This window comes from Acinetobacter sp. ABJ_C1_1, from assembly GCF_044684115.1.
GTDB classification, from domain to species: Bacteria; Pseudomonadota; Gammaproteobacteria; order Pseudomonadales; family Moraxellaceae; genus Acinetobacter; species Acinetobacter nosocomialis_A.
On the sequence record NZ_JBITPU010000022.1, the window covers coordinates 1 to 25,671 of the forward strand.

At 35.0% G+C, this 25,671-nt stretch carries 21 protein-coding genes; 7 read left to right on the forward strand and 14 right to left on the reverse strand.

Annotated features, from left to right (window positions below):
* Positions 1 to 744: hypothetical protein (locus ACG59Z_RS17540; protein ID WP_400200585.1), on the forward strand; the 744-nt coding region annotated here is incomplete at its 5' end.
* 92 nt (positions 745 to 836) lie between these two features.
* Here the strand turns inward: ACG59Z_RS17540 and ACG59Z_RS17545 are convergent.
* Genes ACG59Z_RS17545 through ACG59Z_RS17595 form a run of 11 tightly spaced genes read right to left on the reverse strand, consistent with a single transcriptional unit; the run spans position 837 to position 10,004 of the window.
* Entirely contained in the window at positions 837 to 1,175 is a 339-nt protein-coding gene (locus tag ACG59Z_RS17545) for a DUF192 domain-containing protein (protein ID WP_174746484.1), read from the reverse strand.
* Complete coding sequence (locus ACG59Z_RS17550; protein WP_400200586.1) at positions 1,162 to 2,037, reverse strand: type II secretion system F family protein; 876 nt, start codon at positions 2,035 to 2,037, stop codon at positions 1,162 to 1,164. The genes ACG59Z_RS17545 and ACG59Z_RS17550 overlap by 14 nt, the downstream gene beginning before the upstream one ends.
* Position 2,038: 1 nt before the next feature.
* On the reverse strand, positions 2,039 to 2,875 hold the full coding sequence (locus tag ACG59Z_RS17555) for a type II secretion system F family protein (protein ID WP_400200587.1): 837 nt from the start codon (positions 2,873 to 2,875) through the stop codon (positions 2,039 to 2,041).
* The gene (locus tag ACG59Z_RS17560; RefSeq protein WP_400200588.1) at positions 2,876 to 4,585 is read right to left on the reverse strand and encodes an ATPase, T2SS/T4P/T4SS family; all 1,710 of its coding nucleotides are present in this window, start codon (positions 4,583 to 4,585) and stop codon (positions 2,876 to 2,878) included.
* Entirely contained in the window at positions 4,563 to 5,912 is a 1,350-nt protein-coding gene (locus ACG59Z_RS17565; RefSeq protein WP_400200589.1) for a type II and III secretion system protein family protein, read from the reverse strand. Before ACG59Z_RS17565 ends, ACG59Z_RS17560 begins: the two co-directional genes overlap by 23 nt.
* On the reverse strand, positions 5,905 to 6,747 hold the full coding sequence (gene cpaB, locus ACG59Z_RS17570; protein WP_336167981.1) for a Flp pilus assembly protein CpaB: 843 nt from the start codon (positions 6,745 to 6,747) through the stop codon (positions 5,905 to 5,907). The genes ACG59Z_RS17565 and cpaB overlap by 8 nt, the downstream gene beginning before the upstream one ends.
* Positions 6,747 to 6,935 carry a hypothetical protein gene (locus tag ACG59Z_RS17575; RefSeq protein WP_336167983.1) on the reverse strand — a complete coding sequence of 63 codons (189 nt, stop codon included), beginning with the start codon at positions 6,933 to 6,935 and terminating at the stop codon, positions 6,747 to 6,749. Before ACG59Z_RS17575 ends, cpaB begins: the two co-directional genes overlap by 1 nt.
* Positions 6,928 to 7,563, reverse strand: coding sequence for a hypothetical protein (locus tag ACG59Z_RS17580; RefSeq protein ID WP_400200590.1), 636 nt, complete (start codon positions 7,561 to 7,563; stop codon positions 6,928 to 6,930). The genes ACG59Z_RS17575 and ACG59Z_RS17580 overlap by 8 nt, the downstream gene beginning before the upstream one ends.
* Complete coding sequence (locus ACG59Z_RS17585) at positions 7,560 to 8,291, reverse strand: hypothetical protein (protein ID WP_400200591.1); 732 nt, start codon at positions 8,289 to 8,291, stop codon at positions 7,560 to 7,562. Before ACG59Z_RS17585 ends, ACG59Z_RS17580 begins: the two co-directional genes overlap by 4 nt.
* 8 nt (positions 8,292 to 8,299) lie before the next feature.
* Positions 8,300 to 9,664: a Tad domain-containing protein gene (locus tag ACG59Z_RS17590; protein ID WP_400200592.1), complete on the reverse strand. Its 1,365-nt coding sequence runs from the start codon at positions 9,662 to 9,664 to the stop codon at positions 8,300 to 8,302.
* A 58-nt stretch (positions 9,665 to 9,722) separates the two neighbouring features.
* The gene (locus tag ACG59Z_RS17595; protein ID WP_400200593.1) at positions 9,723 to 10,004 is read right to left on the reverse strand and encodes a hypothetical protein; all 282 of its coding nucleotides are present in this window, start codon (positions 10,002 to 10,004) and stop codon (positions 9,723 to 9,725) included.
* A 123-nt stretch (positions 10,005 to 10,127) separates the two neighbouring features.
* Between ACG59Z_RS17595 and ACG59Z_RS17600 the strand changes: the two genes are divergently transcribed.
* The 4 genes from ACG59Z_RS17600 to ACG59Z_RS17615 are packed head-to-tail and all read left to right on the forward strand — an operon-like array spanning position 10,128 to position 19,058.
* Complete coding sequence (locus ACG59Z_RS17600; protein WP_400200594.1) at positions 10,128 to 11,210, forward strand: TadE family protein; 1,083 nt, start codon at positions 10,128 to 10,130, stop codon at positions 11,208 to 11,210.
* A gap of 25 nt (positions 11,211 to 11,235) precedes the next feature.
* The gene (locus ACG59Z_RS17605; protein ID WP_400200595.1) at positions 11,236 to 16,815 is read left to right on the forward strand and encodes a DUF6765 family protein; all 5,580 of its coding nucleotides are present in this window, start codon (positions 11,236 to 11,238) and stop codon (positions 16,813 to 16,815) included.
* An 11-nt stretch (positions 16,816 to 16,826) separates the two neighbouring features.
* A complete protein-coding gene (locus ACG59Z_RS17610; RefSeq protein WP_400200596.1) occupies positions 16,827 to 17,915 on the forward strand; it encodes a hypothetical protein in 1,089 nt (362 codons plus the stop codon).
* Between the two features lie 33 nt (positions 17,916 to 17,948).
* Complete coding sequence (locus tag ACG59Z_RS17615) at positions 17,949 to 19,058, forward strand: hypothetical protein (RefSeq protein ID WP_400200597.1); 1,110 nt, start codon at positions 17,949 to 17,951, stop codon at positions 19,056 to 19,058.
* 165 nt (positions 19,059 to 19,223) lie between these two features.
* On the opposite strand, the gene ACG59Z_RS17620 is transcribed toward ACG59Z_RS17615, so the two are convergent.
* The 3 genes from ACG59Z_RS17620 to ACG59Z_RS17630 all read right to left on the reverse strand — a co-directional run bounded on the left by ACG59Z_RS17620 (position 19,224) and on the right by ACG59Z_RS17630 (position 23,347).
* Positions 19,224 to 20,687, reverse strand: a complete 1,464-nt coding sequence (locus tag ACG59Z_RS17620) for an amino acid permease (RefSeq protein ID WP_263613255.1) — start codon at positions 20,685 to 20,687, stop codon at positions 19,224 to 19,226.
* 333 nt (positions 20,688 to 21,020) lie between these two features.
* Entirely contained in the window at positions 21,021 to 22,115 is a 1,095-nt protein-coding gene (gene astA / locus ACG59Z_RS17625) for an arginine N-succinyltransferase (RefSeq protein WP_400200598.1), read from the reverse strand.
* Positions 22,112 to 23,347 carry an aspartate aminotransferase family protein gene (locus ACG59Z_RS17630; RefSeq protein ID WP_400200599.1) on the reverse strand — a complete coding sequence of 412 codons (1,236 nt, stop codon included), beginning with the start codon at positions 23,345 to 23,347 and terminating at the stop codon, positions 22,112 to 22,114. Before ACG59Z_RS17630 ends, astA begins: the two co-directional genes overlap by 4 nt.
* A 135-nt stretch (positions 23,348 to 23,482) precedes the next feature.
* Here ACG59Z_RS17630 and ACG59Z_RS17635 point away from each other — a divergent pair, with 135 nt between their 5' ends.
* Together ACG59Z_RS17635 and ACG59Z_RS17640 are read left to right on the forward strand one after the other, a co-directional pair.
* Positions 23,483 to 23,905, forward strand: coding sequence for an Lrp/AsnC family transcriptional regulator (locus tag ACG59Z_RS17635; RefSeq protein ID WP_191106786.1), 423 nt, complete (start codon positions 23,483 to 23,485; stop codon positions 23,903 to 23,905).
* Positions 23,906 to 24,225: 320 nt separating this feature from the next.
* A complete protein-coding gene (locus ACG59Z_RS17640; RefSeq protein ID WP_396521289.1) occupies positions 24,226 to 25,656 on the forward strand; it encodes a gamma-aminobutyraldehyde dehydrogenase in 1,431 nt (476 codons plus the stop codon).
* Positions 25,657 to 25,671: the final 15 nt, after the last annotated feature.

A 25,671-nucleotide genomic window follows, 5' to 3' on the forward strand; every position in this document is an offset into this window, starting at 1 on the left:
CATCAATACTCTCAAAATTCTGAAAAAATTTATATACAAATTAATAATATAATTGAATTATTTTTAGCCATATTTTATCAAGATTTAAGATTTTATATTCAGAACTATATAATAGAAGATTATTTATTAAATAAAGACAAGCTTAATCGAAAAGAAAAAAAATACGTATTAAAATATAATAAGATAAAAGCAAAAAATGAAATTATTAGGGCGGAGCAATCAAATAAAATTCACTCCTATTTTCTCAACTATCTTAGTGAAAATCATGTTAAATATTACGATCTCTACAATGCCATTATCACTAAAAACATAGAAAAGCTGCATCAAGAAATATCACTATCTGAAAGCATAAATGTTAAACAAGATATTCTGAAACTAATAGATAATATTCAAAATAAAGAACCCGTAGATAGAAGAAATCTATATTTTAAAATATGGAGATATTTCATTTTTGAAGATTATAAAACTATTGGAATTTCTATTTGGAAACCGAGTACTTTTGAGCAAAATGCGATTAAAAAATTTCCTTTAATTGAATCAAAAAAACTATCAGAAAAAGTCGGTGAACTATCGAGAAAATCATATATTGAATATTTTCTTGACTTTTTTACAACAAATAAAGAACTGCTCAAGATCGAAGAAGCATTATTTGGAAAAAAAATTAGAAATAGCTACGAAGATAGTGTGTTAATGTTCATTAAATTTGCTACTAAAAGCAAATATTATGCTAAAGAACACATATAATGAATCATTAACTTTTTTAAATTCACTGATCAAATCATTTCTTTAAAAATGAGCAGTCTTTTTCACTAAATTGTCCGAAGGTAAATTATTGCTTAAAACAAGCCCTGATTTTTGCACAACTCATATTGAGCTAAAGTACCTCCTAAAAACTCAACCACAGAACAAGCTTGGCTTGAGCCAGATACAACTTTAAAAGGTTTAACATCATAATGAATATCAGTTACATAACCAAAAGCATCAATAAAAACAATATCTATATTATACCTCATACCAATCGTATGGATTGAGGCACATGGGCTAATTAATAAACACTGATTTTCTTTTAATTTCTTTCGAAATAAAAGTCCAGCAGCTCTAGAAAAAAAACTTGTAGCAGTAAATACTTCAAACTTTATATTAGAATTATTTAAGTACATATTATCCAAATGCATCCTTCATCATGATATATATTGGAAATCCAATAACAATAAATGTACAAGGGAAAATAAAAACAACTAATGGAAATAGCATTTTTACTGGGGCTTCCAATGCTAATTTCTCAGCACGTAAAAAGCGCTCAACACGCCGCTGCTCAGCTTGACCTCGTAGAATTGGACCAAGATTCATACCCATATTTTCAGCCTGAATAATTGCAGATACTAAATTTTGTACGGATGGTTGTTCTACTCGATGAGCCATATTTCGCAAAGCTTCATTTTTAGGAATACCTTTACGAATGTCTGCTAATACTCTAGAAAACTCATATTGAGTTGGACTTTTAATTGACTTTGTTACAGCTTGATCAAATGCATTTACTAAGGTAAGACCTGCTTCCACACAGAGTACGATAATATCTAAAAAAAATGGAATTTCTTTAAGAATAATATTCTCTCTTTTCTTTTTTTCACTTTTTAACCATAACACTGGATATAACAATCCATATAGTGCAAATGCAATACTATAAAGAACATCTATATTGGATAAGTACAATAAAACCAATGCTAAGATAAAAAATATCCCCCCAAAAGTAATCTGTGAAGCAACTATCTCTTGTGGTTTAAAAACATATTCATAACCAGCATAAACAATTTTTTTGTTTAAACTTTCTTCAGTTTTCTTCGATATTAAAGGCTCAATATAAAATGCAATAGTTTTGATAAGCACCCAATTTATATAAAATATAAAGGGAGGTTTATCTAAATACTCACGATTCTCATCTGGTACAGCATTGATAAAACTAAAGAGCTGCCAAGATAAAAAAGAGATGACTGCTCCAAACCCAATGAAGCAGGTATATAAGATTATATTATTCATGCTATACATCAATATTAACAATTTTTCTGATAAAAATCATACCCATGACTTCAAATAAGGCGATTCCAGCTAGTGCAATCCAACCTGCTGGCGTAGACCATAATTTATCCATAGCTTCAGGTTCCATTTGGCATAACACTAAAATCAATCCAATTGGCATCAGACCAACCACCCATGCCTGCATTTTTCCTTGTGCCGTTAATGCCTTGATTTTCCCTTCTGATTGATTAATTTGACGTAGAGTCTCAGCCGCTTTGGTTAAAGTCTCAGCTAATTCCCCTCCTGTCTCTAAAGCAATTCGGATACTAGTTGTCATTAGCACGACCGAATTGATCGGCATACGTTTTTGGAAGTTGAGCAATGCATCATTTAAAGGTAGGCCAACCTTTTGTTCTTTAATAATTAAACCAATCTCATTTTTTAACGGAGGTAAACATTCATGTGTCAATTGAAACAAAGCAGTACTCAAACTAGCTCCTGATCTCAACCCCCCAGAAATCAACATCAAAGCATCAGGTAATTGCTGTTCCATTTTTTCAACTTGCACTTTTTTAAATCTTTTAATTAAAAGAAAAGGTAAGATAGAAAAAAAGATAGCCACCAATATATAAATCACGCTAAATTTAAAAACTAACAGTATTGAACTTAAAGTTACTATCAGCAATACAAAATAAATAAAAAGAATTCTCTTTAAATTTAAAAATATATAGCTGAGATTTAACTGTTCTTCTAATTTGTTAGTCTTTTTTAAAAAAATCTGGCTTAAGCTTTCAGAAACGATTAGATAATAAGTTAATGCAACAATAACAGCAGCAATTAATATTAAATAAATATACATTTAGAACCCATTACTCTGAAATTTAGTAATATCTATCTTGAATCCAGATTCATTTAGCTCCTGTAAAAATGTTGGTATAAGCCCTGTTGCAGCAAATTGACCTTTAGTTTTTTGTGAATCTAGATCCATTCCTGTTTTATCAAACCTGTAGATATCCTGAAGCTGGATTTTGCCGCTCTCAATACCCGTTACTTCAGTGATATAAGTGATTTTTCTAGAGCCACATGAAAATCTTGACTGTTGTATTAAGACATCAACTGCTGATGCAATTTGTTCCCGGATGGCAGTAAGTGGCAAATCCATACCCGCCATCATAATCATGGTTTCAAGACGAGCTATCGCATCTCGCGGGGTATTTGCATGTAGTGTACTAAGCGAACCTTCGTGACCTGTATTCATGGCTTGGAGCATATCTAGAGCTTCGGCTCCTCGACATTCCCCGATTACGATACGGTCAGGTCGCATACGTAATGAGTTTTTAACTAAATCACGTATATTTATCGTTCCTTTACCTTCATTATTACCAGGACGAGCTTCCAAAGAAATCAAATGATCATGATCCAGCTTTAGCTCTGCTGCATCTTCAATTGTAATTACGCGCTCACCATTCGGAATGAAACCTGCAAGTACATTTAATAAAGTGGTTTTCCCTGAGCCTGTTCCACCAGATATCAAAATGTTCTTTTTTGCTGCAACACACATTTGAAGAAAATCTGCCATGTCATCATTCAAACTGAAAAAGCCAACCAGATCTTCAATTAATATTCTTTTTTCCGGAAATTTACGAATGGTTATGGTCGGTCCCTTAATTGCTAACGGCGGAATGATGGCATTTACCCGAGAACCATCTTTTAACCGTGCATCTACCATAGGGGAACTTTCATCAATTCTTCGCCCTAATGGCGTTACGATCCGTTCAATTACATCTAAAATTGCTTTATTACTGGTAAACTCCAAATCGCTTTTAATAATTTTTCCGGATTGTTCAATAAAAATTTCATCCCTAGCATTCACCATAATTTCAGTGACTTGAGGATTACTTAACAACTCCTCTAGTGGTCCCAGACCAATCGCTTCATTAATAATTTTTTGCTTTAATCGATCTACATTTAGGACTTGCGGAAGCTCTTCATCAACATCAAATAAAACTTGTTCTAAGCATGTTAAAGTTTCTACCCTTAACTCTTCTGGCGTCATGGTATTAATATCCTTGCGCCTTAGATCCATTTGCTTAACTAGCTTTTCTCTTAATATTTGAATCCATTCAACCTCTAAAACCTTATAGGTTTTAGAGTTATAAGGGATATTGGTAACTTGAGTACTATAGACAACCTCATCATCTTTTGTATCTTTCAAACCATCCAATACTATCGGATCAATCGCTTCAGAATTGATAACTTTTATAGATTGATCAATTGAATCATCCTCTAAAAGTTGAATTGTATATCCGCCAATAACAATAGTATCCACTTGTAAATTGATAGGTCCATAAAAATCAATTTTTCGGCCATTTACAACTGTCCCGTTGGCACCACGGTTTAAATCTTCAACAACATATCCTCCACTTAACTTTTTAAGTGAACAATGTTGTTCAGCTATAAACCATCCCTTTAGTTGTAAATCACATTTCTTTGACTTACCAATTAGAATTTCTGTGGCCTCAAACGTGAGTATTGATTCCTGACTTTTATTTGTTATTTTCAGTTTCATCAACATTCTCATCTTGCAAATTATAGTTTTTAGGAAGCATTAATCCAGACCCCAGCTCAGCTTGAACAACACTATCTGAACTTTGACCTATACGCTGCATTTTGGATTCAAAATCTTTTTCATATACATAAGGTGTCACAAAAAAGACCAGTTCATTTTGTTTTAATCGATTTGATCTGGTTTTAAATAAATTACCCAATACCGGAATTTTTCCTAAACCAGGAACTGCACTTCCAGTACTATTTTTCTCAGCTCCGACCAAACCGCTTAATACAAGTGTCTGTCCTTGACCAACCACAAACTCTGTCTCTGTTCTTCTTGTTAAAAATCCAGGTACGCCAGATACTTGTACTGATGAATCAATAGTACTCACTTCAGCTAAAATTTTAGCAACAATCCCCTCATTAGAAATTGTAGGATGAATATCTAGCTTAATACCATAGTCTTTAAATTCGATCGAAGGTGTTCCTGTTGCTCCTGACGATTGGTAAGGAATTTGCCCACCAGATAAGAAAGTTGCATTACCACCATTTTTACAAGATAAAAGTGGTCGAGCAATAATCTTAGCCGTTCCATTCTCTTGTAAGAGATTAATCTTACTATCTATATAACTAGCTAAACCAAAATATGTTTGGAATGGATCAATCTTAGGTAATGGGAGAATATTATTAGCAAGGGGATTATTAGCTGAAGTAAAAGCGGCACTTCGTTTGAAGTCTCCGAGAATCCCAAATTTTGGACCATCAATAGAGGAAGTATTCCAATTAATTCCTATTTCTTTACTAGAAGAAGTTGAAATCTCTACAACACGAACATCCAAATAAATCATTTTTTGTTTTTCTTGGATATTATTTTCTTTAGTCTTAGCTAAATTGACCACATTCTTAAAAAGACTGGCATAGTTATCAATCTTTTCCTTATCATCTGCGCTAATATTCGCTCCCTGCAGAACAACATTATCACCAATAATATTAATACTCAGATTTGGAATAGTACCTAGAACTGAACGTAAATTTTCTAACGTCTTTTTTAAATTACTTGGAAAAACATGAACTTCAGATGAAATATACTGTTTACCATTCCAAATTTTAACCGTGGTATCTCCCGCAGTCACCCCTGTTAATGCTATACCTTTACGCCCCACATTTTTTGCTTTAACAATTTTGTCATTACCAATGACAACATCTGTGATAGCTGGATCATTCAGATAAAGTGTTTCCCCAATATACAACTCATCAGACATTGCGCTGACATGGCATACTGTAGTGCTTGCCACAAAAGCTAAACATGTGCTCTGTATTGTTTTTGATAAAGTTGACTTATTCATCTTTATTTCCATAAATAATATTAAAACCTGAAGATTTTTGATTTTCTTGAATATGCGAATTAACCTCAGGTCTTACCATAGGCGTTGAAACTGGAACCGTTGGGGTCTTTACAACCGTATTTCGTTTTTGTGTATTCACTAATTGCATAAAACCAGAAGTATCACTCATCACCTGATCATCAGGATTTCGCAGCACGGCTGAAATTCGCCCCATACTTGCAGCCATAGTAATATTTTTAGCATCTTCAGCACTTACATCTAAAGTGATGTTGGTATAACCAGTAGCATCACCAGCCTCATGATTAACATCTGTTTGCTTACCAGTCGCTAAAATTTTAACGCCCTGCATTAAAGGTACAGTTGCTGTTTTCTCATTACTTTGCAAAGTCACCATGAGATCAATCAAATCACCAGGTTTCAGCATGGTGGAAATAGAACTTTCATCATCTACAGGAATTGTTAAAGCTCTTCTTCCTGGTGGAATAAGTTTTGAAATGTCTTTTTTCATCTCAACCATGGAATACATAATAATATCGCCAGGTTTTAAGTCGACCTTTAAAGGAAGGCCATCAATTGAGTTATAATCAGAAGCCAAGACTGCATTAGATTGCTGATATTCCGATGGAACATTTCTTTGTGAAACAATATTAGTTGATATCACATTTCCAGCACTTAGCTCTTTACTCGCCACAACATAGGCAACCTCTGGCCCTTTCTGAGTAAGAGTTTCAACTTTATGATCAAAAGCTTTTTTAAACCCCCAGATACTGAATAAACCGATTAAAATTGAAATAATAAAGGCAAAAACCTTTTTATTAATAGGAGGTAAATTCATTACGGTATCGCATCCAAATTCAAAACTGTTGCATTAAATCTATTCATAAATAAGTCGTAAGTATTTTTAAATATCCCAAAAAAGCTACCATCTCCAAAAATACCATTCCCAGCAACCAATATAGTCAGAACAAAAGCCATACATATTAAGTATTCGGTTGCGGTATTTCCTTTAATTGAATTACGCATGTGATGTGCTCTTTTTAATATAAACAATAACTAAATGATCAATTGATTTTCTCATATCAAAAACCAGATTTACTTCACTACCATCTCTTAATTCAAAATATGAAAATGAAGAATTTAAGTCGCTCGTTTTTGCTTGCTTTTGTATTTGATGAATTAAGTTCAGATAATCATTTTTATTAAAATTCTTAAACATCATGGTACGGCTAATTGAACCATTATCTTCACTTTGAAAATCGGTAGAGGGCTTATTTAGTTTTATATAACCAGGTAGTTGGATATATTTTGAGTTATTCTTGGATTGACAAATTACTCGACCAGTCATCGCATTATTAGAAATACTTAACAATTGCAAAGTAACTCCACCATTGACTGTAATATAAAACAAAGAACCTTGTTTAGTGAACCTTAAGTTTTTTTTATTTAAAATATTCATATAACACTCCAAACCACAACTTGGAGAAAATAGATCAAACATTTGAATTGATGACCCATTTAATAAGGAATTTTTACCAATTGGAATTAACCGCATATTCTTTTCTTTTAAATCACCGATCAAACATGCATTTACATCTGTGAAAATAAAAAGCATTAAAATCACAACTAGCATCAACTTTATTTTTTTCATCATTTTAGAGTAGCTTTTCGATCATTTGGAACAATATCCATTTTATAAATACCATCTTCTTGAATCTTTTTTTCAAATCCCATAGAAGCAACAGCAACGTTATATACTGTATTAATATTGGCTTGTATAAGCTCATAAGGAAGTAAATATGTGGATTTTTTTACAGTTTTTTTAATTTCATTCGAGTTATTTGCAGCCCAGTTATTTCTTAATGTTCCTGATGAACTTCTAATATTAAATGTATCTGGTACTCCAAAATCAGGGATACCGGTTACAAAATTAACGGGGATAGTAACCTCAACGTTATATTGACCATTAGATTTTAAGTTCCCAAACGGTTTAGCAGCCACTTTTAATGGATCGAAACCTAAGGTTTTACTATACATTTCACCTTGTTGTCTGGTAGATACATCTATAGAGTCCCAATGTACTAATGACTGACCAGCCATATCTTTATCTGCTGTATCGTCACAATCAGCGTTCCGTGCACTTAAAACATCAGCACCCGTTCTAGCAAAAAACCGTTGTCCCACTTCCCTTGAAAGCGTAGCAGGATCATCCGTATTAATTCCTTTATTAACTCTCCAGGCCACATAATCTGCAGCTTGTTCCGACTTTAATTTTACGGTGGCTAACTTAGAAACCATAGGTATAGCAATTAACAACATGCTAAGTATTCCCGCACCAATGGCAAATTCAGCAATTGATTGACCTTTTTGATTGTTTTTCATTAATATTTTCAATCCAACAGAGCAGTTTCTGAGACAACTAAAGCACGTTTATTAATTCCCATATCATCGGATAAACGTACTTTCCAGTAAGGGCTAAATAATGAACCATATTCATGATTGATTTGATTTCCAGCCACTTCTAGTTCCCAAGGACGTTGAAAATAAACTTCAGCCTGAGTTATAGACTGCATATCGCCATTGCGGAGCATACCGCCTTCTAACTCATCATAATTATCAAGTACCGTAAAATTAGATGACATTCTTAAGTTAGAATTTCTATTCACGGTTTCCAATTTATTACGAGCTTTTCTAACCGAAATAACAAACGGGAAATTCATGTCTTTATTATTTAAATCGTTCAACTCATAAAACTTTGGAATTCCAACACCAGTGATTTTCCCACCATTATTTCGAACATCCCACTGCGGAGTATTATTTTCAGCATAACCTCGAGCACGTGGATTAGTTGAACTCGCCCCTCCATAGCTACCTGATTTTTTTGCATTATCTTTACCCAACTGACTCCCAAGTGCACTTCCCCAACCAATTGGGATTTCATCATGTCTGCTTCGTACTTTCCATCTTTTAAAGAATTTGTAGTAATGATGAATTGATAAAGTATCAACCCCCTTCCACTCATCAAGTTGCACTAATTCAGTACCACCAGCTTTATGTATATGATATTCATCCCACCCTCCAGGGGCTAAAACTAACTCAGGTACAATATCGTTTTTACTACGATTAGTAATAAAAGCATCCGCAGAGCTTAATACCACATCGGCCATACGTTGCCGTTCATTTGCAACATATTGCCTCATAATTTGGGCTGGAAACGTCGAAGCCGACATGACTAAACGGACATCATAATCAGAGCTATTACTTTTTGTTAATTCAGCAAATTCTGTTGGAGTATTTAATACAGTAGCATTACTCGCCAGATTTAAAGCAGCTTGTGCTGACTCTAAAGCTTTAACTTCAACCCCGTAAGCTTTAATATATGGCCCAATATAATCTGCGAAATAATCTAAGCCATTACCAATGTTGGCAAAAACAGCACTGACGGGCGGAAACCAGCGAGTAGCATTACTAATATTGGTGGATGTTTTAGCAGCATATTTAGCCCAAGAAGCTGTACTAACTCCTTGAGCAATAGCTAACTGATTAGCGATTTGAGTTCGATTAATATAAGCATTTATATTTAACAATCTTGCCTGACGTGTTGCTGTTGCATATGCAGCTTGATCGGCTAGCATTTTTGCTTGTTGCCGCTCAGATAATAATTGAGCTGTATTAAAAACAAAAACAACTGTCAACATTAATATTAAAGAGACAATAAGCATCAACATTGTTGATTGCCCTGACTGATGCTTCATATTATCGCCTTATTTAACTAACTTAAGCATGACCATTATAAATTGCTATATATTTATTTTATCGAGAGCCTTGTTGAAAGGTACCTAAACGCTTATCAACCGTTCCTTCGGCTGTTGCAGAGTTAGCATTATTCGTTGCACTTGTTCTACCAGCCGCAGAATCTTGACCTCCTAATTCTGCTGCTGCCACAGCAACTTGAGAACGAGCTGTATTACCATAAAAACGAAATACCCCAATTGCTGCAATTGCGATTAAAGCCACGATAATAATATATTCCGTCATACCCTGACCGCGAACTTTATTCATTTTTACATTAAGTGTTAAATCTGTTTTTTTCATTTAAATACTCTATTTCGAAAATCAAAATGTTTTAAATGTACAGTTTATTTTTGTACATTTTCGTGTATTATCCTGTAAATTCACTTAAGAAACAAATATTATTTTATTTTTATAGGTATTTTTGTGATCAAAAGAAAGAAATATCAGCACGGTGTTTCTCTAACGGAGTTTATAATTATAGCTCCTCTTATTTTATTCATTAGCTTAATTGGTATTCAGTATGGTCTTATTTATATTGCTCGTTTAAATATTACATATGCGGCATATGAAGCTGCTCGTGCTGGTGCAATTTATAATGCTGACCCGGTACGAATTCAAAATGCTTTTTTTAAAGGTTTAGTACCTTATTTCTCTACATCAGGAATATATTTACCTGGTAATACTCATATTCAAAGTCCTTTTAATATTCCTAATGACAAAGTCAATCACAATCTTATTGAAATTGCTGCAGAAGGTACTTTGTTAAAAGAGACTATTAAAAAAACTGAATCTGCCTTTATTAGTATGCATATGGTTAATCCATCTAAGGCGTCATTTGATGATTGGAATGATCCTATTTTAGCGAAGGCCTACCAGATTAAAACTGGACAAATTGTACGCATTATTCCAAATGATAATTTAGACATGCAACCTAACACAGTAAAAGATAAATCAAAGCAAAACATACAAGATGCCAATGTATTAAAACTTCGATTTACTTATGGATATGAACCACGAATTCCCATGATGAAAAATATTTTCAGCACATTAACTTCATTTTTTACGAGTAACCGTGATGCTGTAAATTTGAGGATTTTAGCTGCTGGCAGAATACCTATTGTGGTCGATATTTCAGCTCAAATGCTAAGTCCTGCTATTGAGGGTGGACTTCCAACAAATACCGTAAATCGGAATGGTTATTTAGTTGGGGAAGGCTTACTTGATCGCCTTCAAGAAAATCAAGCAATGCAATGGCAAGTTGGTCATAAAGACAAAGATCTTTTAGAAGATATTCAAGATTCGGCTGAAAAATCTGCAATTTCAAGTTTTGAAAAAGATGCAACGAACTTTCAAGGTATTACGAATATCGGTTCTGAATTGGCAGGTGGTCTCATTGGTAACAACTCCCCTACAGGTAGTACAAGTTCATCTACCAATAGCATTATTGGTGATACGAACAATTTAATTGGTTGCAGTTCAGGTGCAACGAGAACAAATTTTTATTAATGATGACTTTAAAAGAATTTAGTATATGAAAAACCTAATTTTTACTATCGGCTCAGTCAGTTTAGGCTTAGCGACTAGTTTAAATTCATTACCCACTCATGCTGGTGTAGTTGACTTTAGTCAATGTAGTGCAAACTCTTCATTCGCAATAGTTACTCAAAGTGAAGGCCCAACTTATGCTTGTGGTGGTCTTGATACTGGGGTTGGGAATCCAATCAATGTCCTTAACGGTAATAAATTTGAGGCCATTAATGACTTTAAAGAGCTTCCAGCATTTAAAGGTCTTTCATTTTCTAGATTTTATAATAGTCAAAGTCATGCCGATACAGCACTAGGTTATGGTTGGTATAGCTCTTTTGATATTAAACTTTATGAACAACCAGATATCATACAAATACGTTTAGAGTCTGGACAGCGCATCAACTTCAAGAAAAATAAAATTCCTCTTGGCAATAATCAATTTATCATTCGAGCATTACCATTAAACCCAAATGATGGCTGGATTGAAAAAAAAATAGATGGTTCAGCATGGGTTTGGCATAAAACACAAACTGGACAGGAATACTTTTTTCAATATTTAGGCGGGCAAGATCCTAGTCTTGCACACATTACCAAAATTTCAGCTTCAACAAATGATGATCAAAACCATCCTAGTCTAAATTTTTCTTTTGTTTATGATCAACAGCAACGTTTAGTTGCAGTTAAAAATGGTCAGGGGCAACAACTTTCTTTTCAGCATACAACTACACGTTTTGGTTTACCTCAAATTACTGTGATCACTCCTATTGGTAAGTATTATTATTTCCTCGATCGGAATCACAATTTGGCTCAAGTGGTCTACCCTGATGGTCGTCGTTTTAAATATGTTTATGACCCTAAGTTTCAGGGTGGTGATATTCATAACTTGACTTCAAAATGGCAGTTTAATCAGTCTCAAAAAAAGTTTAAGTTAATTTCTCAATGGCAATATGACAATCAAGATCGAGCTGTTTTAAGCCAACATGCTAATGGTGTGGAAAAGGTATCAATTCAATATGATGCTAGAACCCATCAAAATATGCCGGCAACTTATGCAGGGAACAAACCCGTCTTTAAAAATATTGTAACCAATAGTCTGGGGCAAAAAACAACTTATTCTTATCAGATTGATGGTACTCAATTTCATTTACTAGAAAGTTTTGGAGCTGGTTGTAGTAGTTGTGGTGAAGTCAATAAACGATATCGTTTTAATGCTCAAGGACTCGTTAATTATGCTGCTGATCTCGATTCAACAGGTAAAGTTATTCGAGCGATTGACCTAAAATATAATGATCATGGTGAGGTCATCGCAAAAACTGTATCGGGTACTGGTTTAACTTCTCAGACCACAACCTATGAGTATGAATCTTATCCAATACAGCAAGGAAATCAACACTCATTCGTCAATCCTCTGCTTACTCAACTGGATAAGCAAGATTTCCGTCGTTTAAAAGCTGAGTCACATCCGAGTGTTGTTTCTGGAAAGCAATATCGAAAAAGCTATACTTATAATCAAAACAATCAATTAATTGCAATTAAAGAAACCGGATTCTCGCCTGTAGGAGAAACTTTAGTTCGGGAAACTCGTTATGGTTATGATGCTCAAGGACGACTCAGTTGGGAAGATGGTCCTCTGCCTAACGGGAAAACTAATTCGCCTAAAGATAGTGATGTTCGTATTTTTCAATATAACAATGCTGGTCAGTTACAAAGTCTTGAATTACCGGGTCAGCAGAAAATTCAAGTCTTATCATTTGACCCTCTCAATCGTCCTAAAAATGTCAAGATTACTGACGGAAGTCGATCTGTTCAAATTGATCTAAGTTATTACAATTCAGGTTTAGAGGTGTCAAAATATGTTTATCATGCAGATAATCAAATTCATAGTATAGAAAACCATTTTGATGAATATGGGCAACTTATTTCAACAAAAAATGGTTTACAACAAACTAATTTCGATTATGACGTTATTGGTCGCCTGATTAAAACTCAAAATCCAAATGGTTTAACTCATACAAGACAATACAATTCTGAAAATATTGTAACAAATGAAATAACAACAGACCAATATGGAAAGTTAATTCAGAGTCTCGATCATAAATTTAATGTTAGTAATGACACTCTTTCTGTAGAGGCCACTGATACATTAGGTTTGCTCTCCAAAACTTTTCAATCTGGGATGTTTATAGAGCAACAAGATGCTTTAAAGCGCCGTTTCATTCAGCAAGTTGATGGTCTTGGTCGTGCTGTCTCATCACAACTTCAAAGTCCAAATAACCAGCTTATTAGCTCAACAAACTCTTCTTTTAAACATGGACATGCATCACAGTACTCTGCTGGTTTACAACAGAATAAATGGATGGATGACTTTGGAAGAACAATAGCAACTCAGTCTCCTGGAACAGGAGTAAAATTATATCGCTTTAACGAGGTAGACTTAGCAGTAGAAATAATTGATGAGAAAGGTCTTATTCAAAAAAATAAGTATGATTATGCACATCGCCTAATTGAATCTTCAATTAAAAATCCTCAAAACCAAGCTGAAACTATAATTCAAAAAACTGAATTTGATGGTTCAAAACCAATTCGTCAGACTAGTCAGGATGAAGTACAACTTTGGCAATATGCACAAGATGGTAAGTTACTCCACCATACAACAGCTCAGCTCGATACATCTCCAGGTAACAAACATATTCAACCGATTAACTTTATTACTCAACCACAACTACTTAATAAAATTGATCATCTTTTATTTGAAAAAAGGGAAAATAAAGACTTACCAATAAGTTCATGGGCTGAAGATTATGAATATGATAAAAATGGTTTACTGAGTAAAGAAATACGTCGTGATTTAACCATTCACTATGACCGAGATACTTTAGGTAAAATTACGTCTTTACAGTTAACCAAAAATGGAAAGACAGCTTCTGTTGATCAAATTCAATGGAATAGCACTGGACAATTGACCCACTACCGTTTGTCAACAAATCAACAGTTGTGGCGCACTTATGATAGCCGTGGTCGTTTGATTCAACAACGTTGGTATAGTCCTAGACCACAATCTTGGTGGGAACGTTTGATTGTAAAAATAAAATACCAATGGTTAGGCCAAAGTTTACCTGAGTCAGAAATTCAAACTTCAAATTATGTGTATGATCAAGCTAATCGTTTAATTTATAGCAATGAATCCGGACATCAATTTTATCAATATGACGATAAAGATCAATTAATTGCTATATGGAATAAGAACACCCAGACTAAGCGCGTAAGTTCATGGTATCCAGTCCAAGTTTATGCCTATGATGCTCAAGGCAATCGTCATCTACAATGGCAAAAAGCTGAAAAACAAAACCCTGAAACCATTCACCTTTACCGTTATGGTAAAAACGGAGATGCATCAGTACAGTTATTAGGCGTTTCTCAGCATATTGTTCATCAAGGTGAAATGAAACCTGGTCAATTAACTCGTATTGCTGCTTACACTCCTACCGGTCAACCCCATATTTGGTGGCAAGCTGAGCCTCAACAAATAAATACTGTTTTAGATTATGTTCCTTCTGCAAATAGCGGTGCCCCACTATGGGATACGTCATCTACTTCTTGGCGTGGAACAAATGATCAGAATCATAATGTATCAATAGATCAACAGTTCAATCAACAAGGTTTAATTTCTAAACGAGCTGTGGCGTTTAATACTCAAAATCAACAACGTGAGTTTTCTCAACGTAATGGCTATGTGAATGGTATTCGTATGTGGGAACAGCAGCGTTTACGTATGCCAAATGAAACAATCTCAGATATTCATGCCCCTGAAATTCAAGATGTTGTTGTTGATCGTGATTATGTAATACTCGCAGGTTTACCCGTGATGCAGTTTAGTCAAATTTCAACTCAAAAACAGAATGAGCAATTAGATACAGCTTCTGCTTCTTTTAATGCAGTTCAATTCAATCGTATTGGTGCACCAGTAAAAGTATACGATGAAAATAATACTACCCGTTGGCAAACAGACTATTCGCCATTTGGTGAACGTCTAAATACGGTTAGCACGCATAATAACGAAGCAAAGTTAATCCGTGTTGCAGATCATTTACCTATTTCCCAGTCTATAGATGATTTGCGTTATATGATATCGATTCGATTACCAGGACAAAATGAAGACCCGATTACTGGATTGTATGACAATGGTCATCGTCAATATGACCCAACTGTAGGACGATATTTAACACCAGACCCGATGGGTACAGTTGACGGTTTAAATCCTTATTTGTATGTAGGAAATAATCCGTTAAATAAAGTTGATCCTTATGGGCTATATCAAACTGATATGCATTATTACATGACTTACTTCTTAGCAATTACTGCTGGGATTGATTCTGATAATGCTAGACGGATTGCTTTGGCTACTCAGTTTGTAGATACCAATGATAATACAAGCCCTTTTGACGATGAGGCAGGCCCAGTTTCAAGCCTTTACAACAATTTTAGGACACAAAGATTAGAATACTATCATTTTACCAATAATAGATTTGCAAAAATTCAACCCTTCCAAGGAATGGAACTTGGTAGTTGGGATTTAGAGAAACCTAAAGGTATGTCAGATGCCGATTATCTAAAATGGCGTCTGACATCAAATTTAAATAATATCCCACAACTTATAGCATTAACTACAAACTACAATAAAGCAGCGGAATGTGGAAATCTAAACTTAAGCATGCAGTTCTTTGGAGAATATTTACATGCATTTGAGGATACATTTGCACATCGTGATCAGAATAATGATCCTTTTGGTGTAAATGCTGGTTTTGGTCATGGAGCATATGGTTCAAATCCTGACTTTACTTTCAATCATTATGGACAATTTAATATTCCTCAGAATTTAGTTGGCTATGGAGATTGGACAGTTAATGAAACTCGATCGCTGCTTGAACAAGAAAAAGTCTATGACAAATTGGTTAAATACCGAAATACGGTTTTAAACACACCTGATAGTGAGGTTAAAGTAGTACCTTGGAATGAGCTCAAAAGCTATTTAGCCATTTATAATGCAATACCAGAAAAATTAGATTATGAAGCTGAAGTTGGATCTTTAGACAAGCTGAGTGAAAAAATAACTTATTTACAGGCCCTACTTAATGGCTCACCTATCAACCAAAAAATTTATGCTTATAATTCTGTAAAAAAGGAAAATGAACTTATTCAGACTCAATCTATTAAAACCAATTGGGGATATAAGCCGAAGAAAAGTGAAAAATTTGAATTAATTAAATTTATAGATAAAGACGATAATCAACTTTTTGATAAAAATAAAAATGCTGCTAGTGGTTATGTAGCGGATAAGGATGGTTACTTAATCTCCCAAGCTATTACCAACCGAATTGAGGTATTTAGAACCTTAAGTAAAGCAGATAAAGAAAAATATACCAACCTGGTATGGGATACATCTGTACAGAAATATATAGATAGAGATGCAGAAGGCAAAACAATAGAATCCGCTATTCAAAATTACCGCTTATCTACAAAATCGATATCTAACTTACAATCTAGCCCATTCACTATTACTGGTACACCACCTGTAACAAAATAAGGAATATATTTATGAAAAAATCAATCCCCTTTTTAGGTCTTTTACTGTTGTCAAGTTGTTCATTTGCTGAACAAGAAAGACCCTCTATAGAATATAACTTTCCAGTATGTGGACAAAGTATATTGAATGAAAAAAATATAACTAAAGTCTGCGCAACTCGTGATTTTACTGCCTTAGAGCCAAGAAAACGAAAAAGGAATTGGTTGGCATTTATGGCTGCCGAAGGAAGTGGTAAATACTATGGGCCAATAGATCGAATTGGTGAAATTTTAGTGTTCCAAAATCAAGAGCTTGACATGCAAGGACATGTTTGGGATTTCTCTAAACAGGGGATTTCAGGATTAACCTTAAGGGGACATGATAGTATTATTAGAAATGGGATTATTTTAAATGCCTCTGCTACTTTAGGGGGAGGTTATATTCCACCAAATTTTTCAACAGGTGAGCAAAAAAACAATGATGTAACAAAACATGGATTTTTATATGCAAAAGAATATAGTTTAGGAGTATATCAAGGATCTATTGAAAATTTTTATTTTAAAGATATGAAAATTACATCGTATAATTTTAACCTTCGGTCATATGGAGGGGGAGTATTTAGTTCACAATTTATTTTAAAAAATAGAATGAATGTTTATGGTTCAAAAGCCACTATTCTAAATAATAAAATCATATCAAATGCAGAACTGAGAGAGGAGAACTCACTATTTCCTTTAATAAAGATTAACAAATCTAATTTTATAGCTCACTCTCAACAAATATTTCCTGATGCAAATGATGATAGCACTGCTATTCCGAGTGCTCTCTATGTCAAATTTTCCCCTGACACAGTTATTGATGGAAATACATTTACTCTTACTCAAAAAAATGATCAAGCCTATGCCATTGTACTAGACCACTCCCCGCGTGTTCGAATCACGAATAACACTTTCAATGGTTTTAAAGTTCCAATTCTAATGGATCAATGGAGTTCTATTGTCGATGAAAAAGGCAAGGAAATTAAGCCAGAACAATTTACTGGTTATGGAAATATTATCAATCCTAACGAATTCGCAGGTCATGTGACTATGAATCGTAAAGGTGAGATCGTTAAAGAATAATTCGCTTGGTTCAACACCACAAGAAACTGCAAAATGAAAAAATATTTAATCGCTATTAGCTGTTTAAGCATTTCTGCTTATGCTATAGCAAAAGAAAGACCCTCTATAGAATCTAACTTTCCAGTATGTGGACAAAGTATATTAAATGAAAAAAATATAACTAAAGTCTGTGCAACTCGTGATTTTACCGCCCTAGAGCCAAGAAAACGAAAGAGGAATTGGTTGGCATTTCTCGCTGCCGAAGGGAGTGGTAAATACTATGGATCAATAGACCGAGTGGGGGGAATTTTAGAGTTCAAAAACCAAGAGCTTGACATGCAAGGACATATTTGGGATTTCTATAAACAGGGGAATTCAGGATTAACCTTAAAAGGGCATGATAGTATTATTAGAAATGGTATTATTTTAAATACTAATATCGTATTGGGTGATTTATATTCTCCTCCAAATTTTACGAAAAATTCACAAATTAATAACTTAAATATTGAGAAATTTGGTTTTTTATACGCAAATAATACTTATGATTGTAAGAGATTAGGGAGTTATTCTTGCGAGAATAGTAATCTATTAGAAAATATATTTCTTAAAAATATTAAAAATAAAGCAAATGATTTAAGTCTACAATCATGGGGTGGAGGAATTATTAATTCAGAATTTGTTTTAAAAAATGGAATGAATATTTATGGTTCAAAAGCTACAATTCTAAATAATAAAATCATATCAGATGTAGAACTGAGAAAAGATAATTCACTATTTCCTTTGATAAAGCTTAACAAATTTAATTTTATAGATCACTCACAACAAATATTCCCTGATGTGGATGATAGCACTAGTATTCCGAGTGCTCTCTACGTTAAATTCTCCCCTGGCACAGTTATTAATGGAAATACATTTACTCTTACTCAAAAAAATGATCAAGCCTACGCCATTGTACTAGACCACTCCCCGCGTGTTCGAATCACGAATAACACTTTCAATGGTTTTAAAGTTCCAATTCTGATGGATCAATGGAGTTCTATTGTCGATGAAAAAGGCAATGAAATTAAACCAGAGCAATTTACTGGTTATGGAAATATTATCAATCCTAACGAATTCGCAAGTCATGTGACTATGAATCGTAAAGGTGAGATCGTAGTAAAGTAATGATATTGAATATAAATATTATTGCTTTCAGCAATGATATCCTTACCATGAGCTAACTCTCTGCCCACTGAGTTCGATGAGCAGAGATTAAAAAAAGCCTCGTAATGAGGCTTTTTTTATGGGGTTTAAAATAATAAGATTTCTAATAAAACCACTAAAATTTATTTAAATATAATCAACCTTTTGCGCTTTTAAAATATCAAGCTGCAACATCTTTTTCTTTTTATATTTATAGGCAACGAATAAACCAATAAACCATACTGGTGAAAACTCTAAAGCAATCAGCGTATCATGATCTAAAGCTAAAATGACAATCGTAAAAACTAAAAATAGCATCGTCAGCCATGCCATAAATAAGCCACCTGGCATTTTATATTTTGACTGGATATGTAATTCAGGGCTTTTCTTACGATAATAAATATATGACATAACAATCAGCATAAATGTAAAAATACATAAAATTGAAGTGAGTGCTGAAATAATCGTAAATGCAGTCATGACATTTGGAACAATAAATAAAATAGAAGTTCCAAGCGTTACACAAGCCATTGAGAACACAAGCCCTCTAATTGGAACTTTTCTTTTAGATAACTTACTAAAGCTTTTCGGTGCATCATTGTCTAACGCTAAACCGTATAACATACGGCTGGTTGCAAAGATTCCACTATTTGCCGAAGAAAGAGCTGAGGTTGCCACAACGAAGTTAATTAAACCTGCCGCAATTGGTAAGCCAACTAACGTAAACATTTCCACAAATGGGCTTTTTTCTGGTGAAATTTTTGCCCAAGAGGTAACTGCAATAATACAAACCAATGCGCCTACGTAGAACAATAAAATACGTAAAGGAATAGAATTAATGGCTTTAGGAAGTGAGGTATGCGGGTCTTTGGTTTCAGCAGCAGTTGTACCAACAAGTTCGATACCCACAAATGCAAATATGGCAATTTGGAAGCCCGCTAAGAAACCTGTTACACCATAAGGAAACATAGATTGTGTTTCAAACAAATGGCTCATTGAGGCCTTAACCCCATTTGGAGAAGTAAACCCGGTCCCAATTAAATAAATACCAGCAAGAATAAATAGAATAATTGCAGTAATTTTGATGAGTGAGAACCAAAACTCGAGTTCACCAAACAGCCGAACGGCCACAAAGTTGAGTATGGTTAATATGGCTAATGAAGTAAATGCGGGGATCCAGACCGGTAAATCGGGATACCAAAACTGCATGTACCCTCCAATCACAATCACATCGGCAATCGCTGTAATAATCCAGTTACACCAATACGACCAACCCAGAAAAAATCCTGCCCATGGACCTAAATAAGCGGTTGCAAAATCGGCAAATGTTTTAAAGTTCGTGTTGGCAAGCAATAATTCACCCATTGCTCTCATCACGAAGAAAAAGAAAAAGCCAATAATTAAATAGGTTAAAATAATTGAAGTCCCAGAAACACTTAATGTTTTTCCAGAACCCATAAATAATCCGGTACCAATTGCACCGCCAATCGCAATCATTTGAATATGACGATTGGTCAATGAGCGTTGCAACTTTTCCTCCTCTTGCTCAGTCATATGCTGACTGCCTAGGAGGTCTCCTTCCAGGAACTGCTTTCCTTTATTATTACTCATGTAATATTAACTCCAATTTATAGCAACCGTTATAAATATGTTTTAATAATATGAGTGACATGAGCTTCGATTGGACCGAATAAATCATCTTACAAATATTATTAAAACCACTTATAATTTAGTAAATTCCATTTTTAAATCTTAAAATAGTTATTTAAAACAATAAAATATAAACCATAGAATTATCCCGTTATGCCTCACCATCTTAATATCTAAAATGAAATAACAAGTTCCATTCATTCAATTAAGATGATGTATATCCATATCAATTTTTTGACTCAGGGATAATATAATATTCCTCATAAAATGTGGTGAGTTATAAAAACTCACTGCCTAATTAACCGCCATTTGCAAATGCTGAGTATTTTCCAGCCTATTTATGGCTTTTGATTTTGAAGTCTGGTGAACATTAATACTCAATATTCGAACTTCTGCCCCATTTTGAATATTTAACTGTTTGGCCTGCTCTAAACTTAGCTGTATTCGATTTTGATAAGGTGTGCTGTACACCACAATTGCCCGATAATTTTCATAATCATCATTGGCCACAATATAGGGTTCATCACCTGAACTAAGAGGAATAGACTCTACAACTTGTACAGTTAAAATCTGGCTTTCTTTAATTGCTCGTAAATTTTCAATATCTGCTTGCAGCGTTGCACCACCATCAAAAATATCTATATAGCCTTTGTAGCGTAGTCCTTCTTCAAGCAAGAGATTGTAGGCTGGTCGAGTATTGGGGTGAACAATTCCAATCGCGGCTTTAGCATCGTCAGGCAGCATATCAACATAGAGTGGATGTCTTGGCATCAACTCGGCTATAAAAGCCTTTTGTCCCACCCCACTCAAATAATCGGCTTTGGTAAATTCAATATTAAAAAACTTATGGCCTACCGCATTCCAAAATGGTGACTGCCCATTTGCATCAGAGTATCCACGCATTTCGGCAACAATCGTTTCTTCAAAATATTGGCGAAAGGCAGAGAGAAACAAAAAACGGACTTTAGATAAAAATTTGCCATTTTTATTTAAGCGATAGTCAGGATCTAAAAATAAAGTACAAAGCTCACTACAGTTAGTATGGTCATTACTCAAATACAAAGTAGGTAAAGCGTTATAAACACTTAACGGTTCTGAAGCATGAACTTGGGTTCCTACATGGAAATTGTACCAAGGCTCTTTTAAACCAAGTGCGACTTCAATTCCGCAAACCCCGACAACTTTGTTGAGTTCAGTATCTTCTAAAACAAATAAGTAAACCTGATCTGCTTTCGGTAATTCGCCTGCTACTGTTTTACATGCTCGTTCAATACGTGCAGCCAACTTTTCCATATTTGGCTGCAAAGATGTCAAACCAAAACCCGCTTTTTGAGCCAAAAGGTAAAGATCATTAACATCCTTAGGTTCAATGTAGCGAATAATCATCATGCGGCTTGTTCATCCTTTTGAATTTCTACAAAGCGAGCAAGTGCACGTTCGAAGCGTTTTAGACCCTCATCAATATCAGCAAATGGAATAATTAAAGACGGCGTAAAACGTACAACATTTGGTCCAGCAATCAGGCTCAGTAAACCTTCCTCACCCGCAAGGTTATTAATATCTTTTGCTTTACCAGCGAACTTGTCTTTTAAGGCACAACCTATTAGCAAACCTTCTCCACGAATCGTTTTAAAGACTTCATATTTTTCATTTAATTGATTTAAAGCGTTTTTATAGTAGTCATGACGTTCTTTGACGCCGTTAAGCACTTCTGGTGTATTAATAAACTCGAATACAGCCCCTGCAACCGCACTTGCTAATGGATTACCACCGTAAGTCGTACCGTGTGTGCCTACAGAAAAATGCGGTGCAAATTTATCAGTTGTTAACATTGCACCGACCGGGAAACCACCACCCAATGCTTTTGCAGTCGTAAGTACATCTGGTGTAACACCAGAGTTCATGTAGGCATAAAGTGCACCTGTACGGCCGACACCAGTTTGTACTTCATCAAAAATAAGTAAGGCACCAAACTGATCACACAGTTCACGTAAACCTTTTAAAAATTCGATATCAGCCGGAATAACTCCGCCCTCACCTTGTACAGGCTCTACAATTACTGCACAAGTTTGTTCATTAATGACTGCTTTAGCTGCTTCTAAATCATTATAAGCAACATGGCTAATACCGTTTGGAAGTGGTGCAAAGTCTTGTGAATATTTTGGCTGACCACCTGCTGAAACGGTAAATAAGGTACGGCCGTGAAAAGCATTATTAAATGCCACAATGCCACTTTTACCCGCCACACCGCTGTCGAGTCCAACTTTACGCGCAAGCTTTAATGCTGCTTCATTCGCTTCTGCACCTGAGTTACAGAAGAATACTTTGTCTGCAAATGTATGTTCGGTGAGTTGTTTAGCAAGGCGTAGAACTGGTTCATTGGTATAACCGTTACCTACATGCCAAAGTTTTGTTGCTTGTTCTGTTAATGCATTTACTGCCACTGGATGCGCATGGCCTAATGCGTTTACTGCAATCCCGCCTGCAAAATCGATATATTCTTTATTTTGTTGATCCCAAATACGTGAACCTTCACCACGTACCGGAATGAAATTTGCCGGTGCAAAAACTGGAACCATCCACTCGTTAAAGTCGCTACGAGAAACTGCAAAATTATTCATCTTATCTAGTCCATTAAATTGAATTATTCGGGTGAGCTAATGTCCCTATTATTCAAAATCAAATTGATTCACAAAATTTGTAATTCAGCAAAAAATGAATTATTTTTTACCAATTTGATAATTGACAATGACATTATGGACAATATTGATCAAATTATTTTAGGTTTACTTAAAGATAACGCACGGATGTCTGTGACCGAGTTAGCCGAAAAAGTTCACGTCTCAAGAGCAACCATTAAAAAGAGAATGGAGTATCTTGAGACTTCGGGCATCATTACCGGATATACGGTTCGTTTTAAACCAAATGCCGAACGCAACGTTATCCGTGCATGGATGAGCATTATGGTTGAAGGCACCAAAGCGCAATCTGTGATTAAAGAACTACGCTTAGAAAGTGCGGTTGAATGTCTGCATAAAACCAACGGTAAATGGGATATTTTGGTTGAGCTACGTTCCGACACTTTAGAAAACTTCGATAAAGTATTAGAACGAATCAGGAATATTTCAGGTATTTATAACAGTGAAACTAGCATTCTGCTTGCGAGTCATAAGACCTGATAAAGCACTTTAACTTCAAAGAATAAGAATTGATGAGCTAAGCATAAAGTTTGGCTCACCCTCCCATTCCTACAAAGAAATTTCCTTAAGTACCCTCTATGAAAATTAAAAACCATCACAACCATAGTTCATTCTAAAAATCCTCAATAAATTTTTAATTTTTTTTAAATAATCAAATCAAAAACTTAAAATCCAATTTGATTTAAATTCCCACTTTTTTCACTTACTACCCTCATCAAGGCATTTGACAGAAAAATTAAAACATAATACATATAGTATTATATGTTATATGTTAAAACCCAAGGACAAGGTATAAAAAAATGGCTAAAACTCAACTACAACACTTTATTAACGGCGAATATGTTGCTAGCAAAGGAAATGATTTCTTCGATTTGGTGAGCCCAGTGACTGGTGAAGTTTATGCACAGTCACCGAATGCAACCGATGCAGAAGTTGACGCAGCGTATGCAGCTGCAAAAGAAGCATTTAAAATTTGGGGACGCAGTACACCATCAATCCGTCAAAAAGCATTGCTTAAGTTAGCAGATGCTATCGAAGCAAATGCGGAGCGCTTGATTGAAGCGCAAAGTCGCAATACGGGTCAGTTAAAACACTTAATTGCATCTGAAGAAGTCGGTGTATCGGCAGATCAAGTTCGTTTCTTTGCAGGTGCTGCCCGCTTACTCGATGGCTCAGCAACTGGTGAATATTTAGAAGGTTTAACGTCTTCTATTCGCCGTGAACCCATCGGTGTAGTTGGGCAAGTCACTCCTTGGAACTATCCACTTATGATGGCAATTTGGAAAATTGCTCCTGCCTTAGCTGCTGGTAACACAGTGGTACTCAAACCAAGTGATACAACACCTGAAAGTACCCTTTTACTGGCAGAAATTGCTGCACCATTTTTCCCTAAAGGCGCATTTAACGTGGTGTTAGGCCAAGCACAGGTAGGCTCAAAAGTGGTATCTCATAAAACGCCTGCTCTCGTTTCTATTACAGGTTCAGTCCGTGCAGGTTTACAAGTTGCAGCTTCTGCTGCGGCAAATTTAGCGAAAGCCCACCTTGAACTTGGCGGTAAAGCACCAGTACTGGTTTTTGAAGATGCCGACATTGATAAAGCCGTTGAAATGATTGCTTTAACAGGCTATTTCAACGCAGGCCAAGACTGTACTGCTGCAACACGTGTCATTGTGGCTGAATCTGTTCATGATGAGTTTTTAAGAAAGTTAGTTGAAGCTGCCAAAAATACCCGTTTTGGTGATCCAGATGATCAAGATGCACTTTATGGTCCACTTAACAATGCTAACCAATTAAAAAATGTTAAAGCCTTTATTGACAACTTACCTGCTCACGCCAAAGTTGAAACAGGCGGAAAACAAGCAGACCGTCCAGGCTTCTATTTTGAACCGACTGTTATTAGTGGTTTAAAACAACATGATGAAGCCATTCAAAAAGAAATTTTTGGACCAGTGATTACCGTTCAAAAATTTACCGATGAAAATGATGCGATTGAAAAAGCTAACGACGTTGAATATGGCCTAGCTTCAAGTGTGTGGACCAAAGATCATGCTCGCGCAACTCGTCTGTCACGTGAACTCAATTTCGGTACAGTTTGGATTAATACCCATATTCCTTTAACCGCAGAAATGCCACACGGCGGTTTCAAAAAATCAGGTTATGGTAAAGATTTATCTGGCTACGGTTTTGAAGAATATACCCGCGTTAAACATGTGATGAGTTCAAACGAATAATAACAATGAGTTTTG

Excerpts from the sequence above, each read along its gene's own strand:
- ACG59Z_RS17640 (WP_396521289.1), top strand. The coding sequence starts at position 24,226 with ATGGCTAAAACTCAACTACAACACTTTATTAACGGCGAATATGTTGCT.
- ACG59Z_RS17630 (WP_400200599.1), bottom strand. The coding sequence starts at position 23,347 with ATGAATAATTTTGCAGTTTCTCGTAGCGACTTTAACGAGTGGATGGTT.
- ACG59Z_RS17545 (WP_174746484.1), bottom strand. The coding sequence starts at position 1,175 with ATGCATTTGGATAATATGTACTTAAATAATTCTAATATAAAGTTTGAA.
- ACG59Z_RS17620 (WP_263613255.1), bottom strand. The coding sequence starts at position 20,687 with ATGAGTAATAATAAAGGAAAGCAGTTCCTGGAAGGAGACCTCCTAGGC.
- ACG59Z_RS17565 (WP_400200589.1), bottom strand. The coding sequence starts at position 5,912 with ATGAATAAGTCAACTTTATCAAAAACAATACAGAGCACATGTTTAGCT.
- ACG59Z_RS17610 (WP_400200596.1), top strand. The coding sequence starts at position 16,827 with ATGAAAAAATCAATCCCCTTTTTAGGTCTTTTACTGTTGTCAAGTTGT.
- ACG59Z_RS17590 (WP_400200592.1), bottom strand. The coding sequence starts at position 9,664 with ATGAAGCATCAGTCAGGGCAATCAACAATGTTGATGCTTATTGTCTCT.
- ACG59Z_RS17605 (WP_400200595.1), top strand. The coding sequence starts at position 11,236 with ATGAAAAACCTAATTTTTACTATCGGCTCAGTCAGTTTAGGCTTAGCG.
- ACG59Z_RS17560 (WP_400200588.1), bottom strand. The coding sequence starts at position 4,585 with ATGAAACTGAAAATAACAAATAAAAGTCAGGAATCAATACTCACGTTT.
- ACG59Z_RS17550 (WP_400200586.1), bottom strand. The coding sequence starts at position 2,037 with ATGAATAATATAATCTTATATACCTGCTTCATTGGGTTTGGAGCAGTC.
- ACG59Z_RS17595 (WP_400200593.1), bottom strand. The coding sequence starts at position 10,004 with ATGAAAAAAACAGATTTAACACTTAATGTAAAAATGAATAAAGTTCGC.
- ACG59Z_RS17615 (WP_400200597.1), top strand. The coding sequence starts at position 17,949 with ATGAAAAAATATTTAATCGCTATTAGCTGTTTAAGCATTTCTGCTTAT.
- ACG59Z_RS17555 (WP_400200587.1), bottom strand. The coding sequence starts at position 2,875 with ATGTATATTTATTTAATATTAATTGCTGCTGTTATTGTTGCATTAACT.
- ACG59Z_RS17580 (WP_400200590.1), bottom strand. The coding sequence starts at position 7,563 with ATGATGAAAAAAATAAAGTTGATGCTAGTTGTGATTTTAATGCTTTTT.
- ACG59Z_RS17635 (WP_191106786.1), top strand. The coding sequence starts at position 23,483 with ATGGACAATATTGATCAAATTATTTTAGGTTTACTTAAAGATAACGCA.
- ACG59Z_RS17585 (WP_400200591.1), bottom strand. The coding sequence starts at position 8,291 with ATGAAAAACAATCAAAAAGGTCAATCAATTGCTGAATTTGCCATTGGT.
- cpaB (WP_336167981.1), bottom strand. The coding sequence starts at position 6,747 with ATGAATTTACCTCCTATTAATAAAAAGGTTTTTGCCTTTATTATTTCA.
- ACG59Z_RS17575 (WP_336167983.1), bottom strand. The coding sequence starts at position 6,935 with ATGCGTAATTCAATTAAAGGAAATACCGCAACCGAATACTTAATATGT.
- astA (WP_400200598.1), bottom strand. The coding sequence starts at position 22,115 with ATGATGATTATTCGCTACATTGAACCTAAGGATGTTAATGATCTTTAC.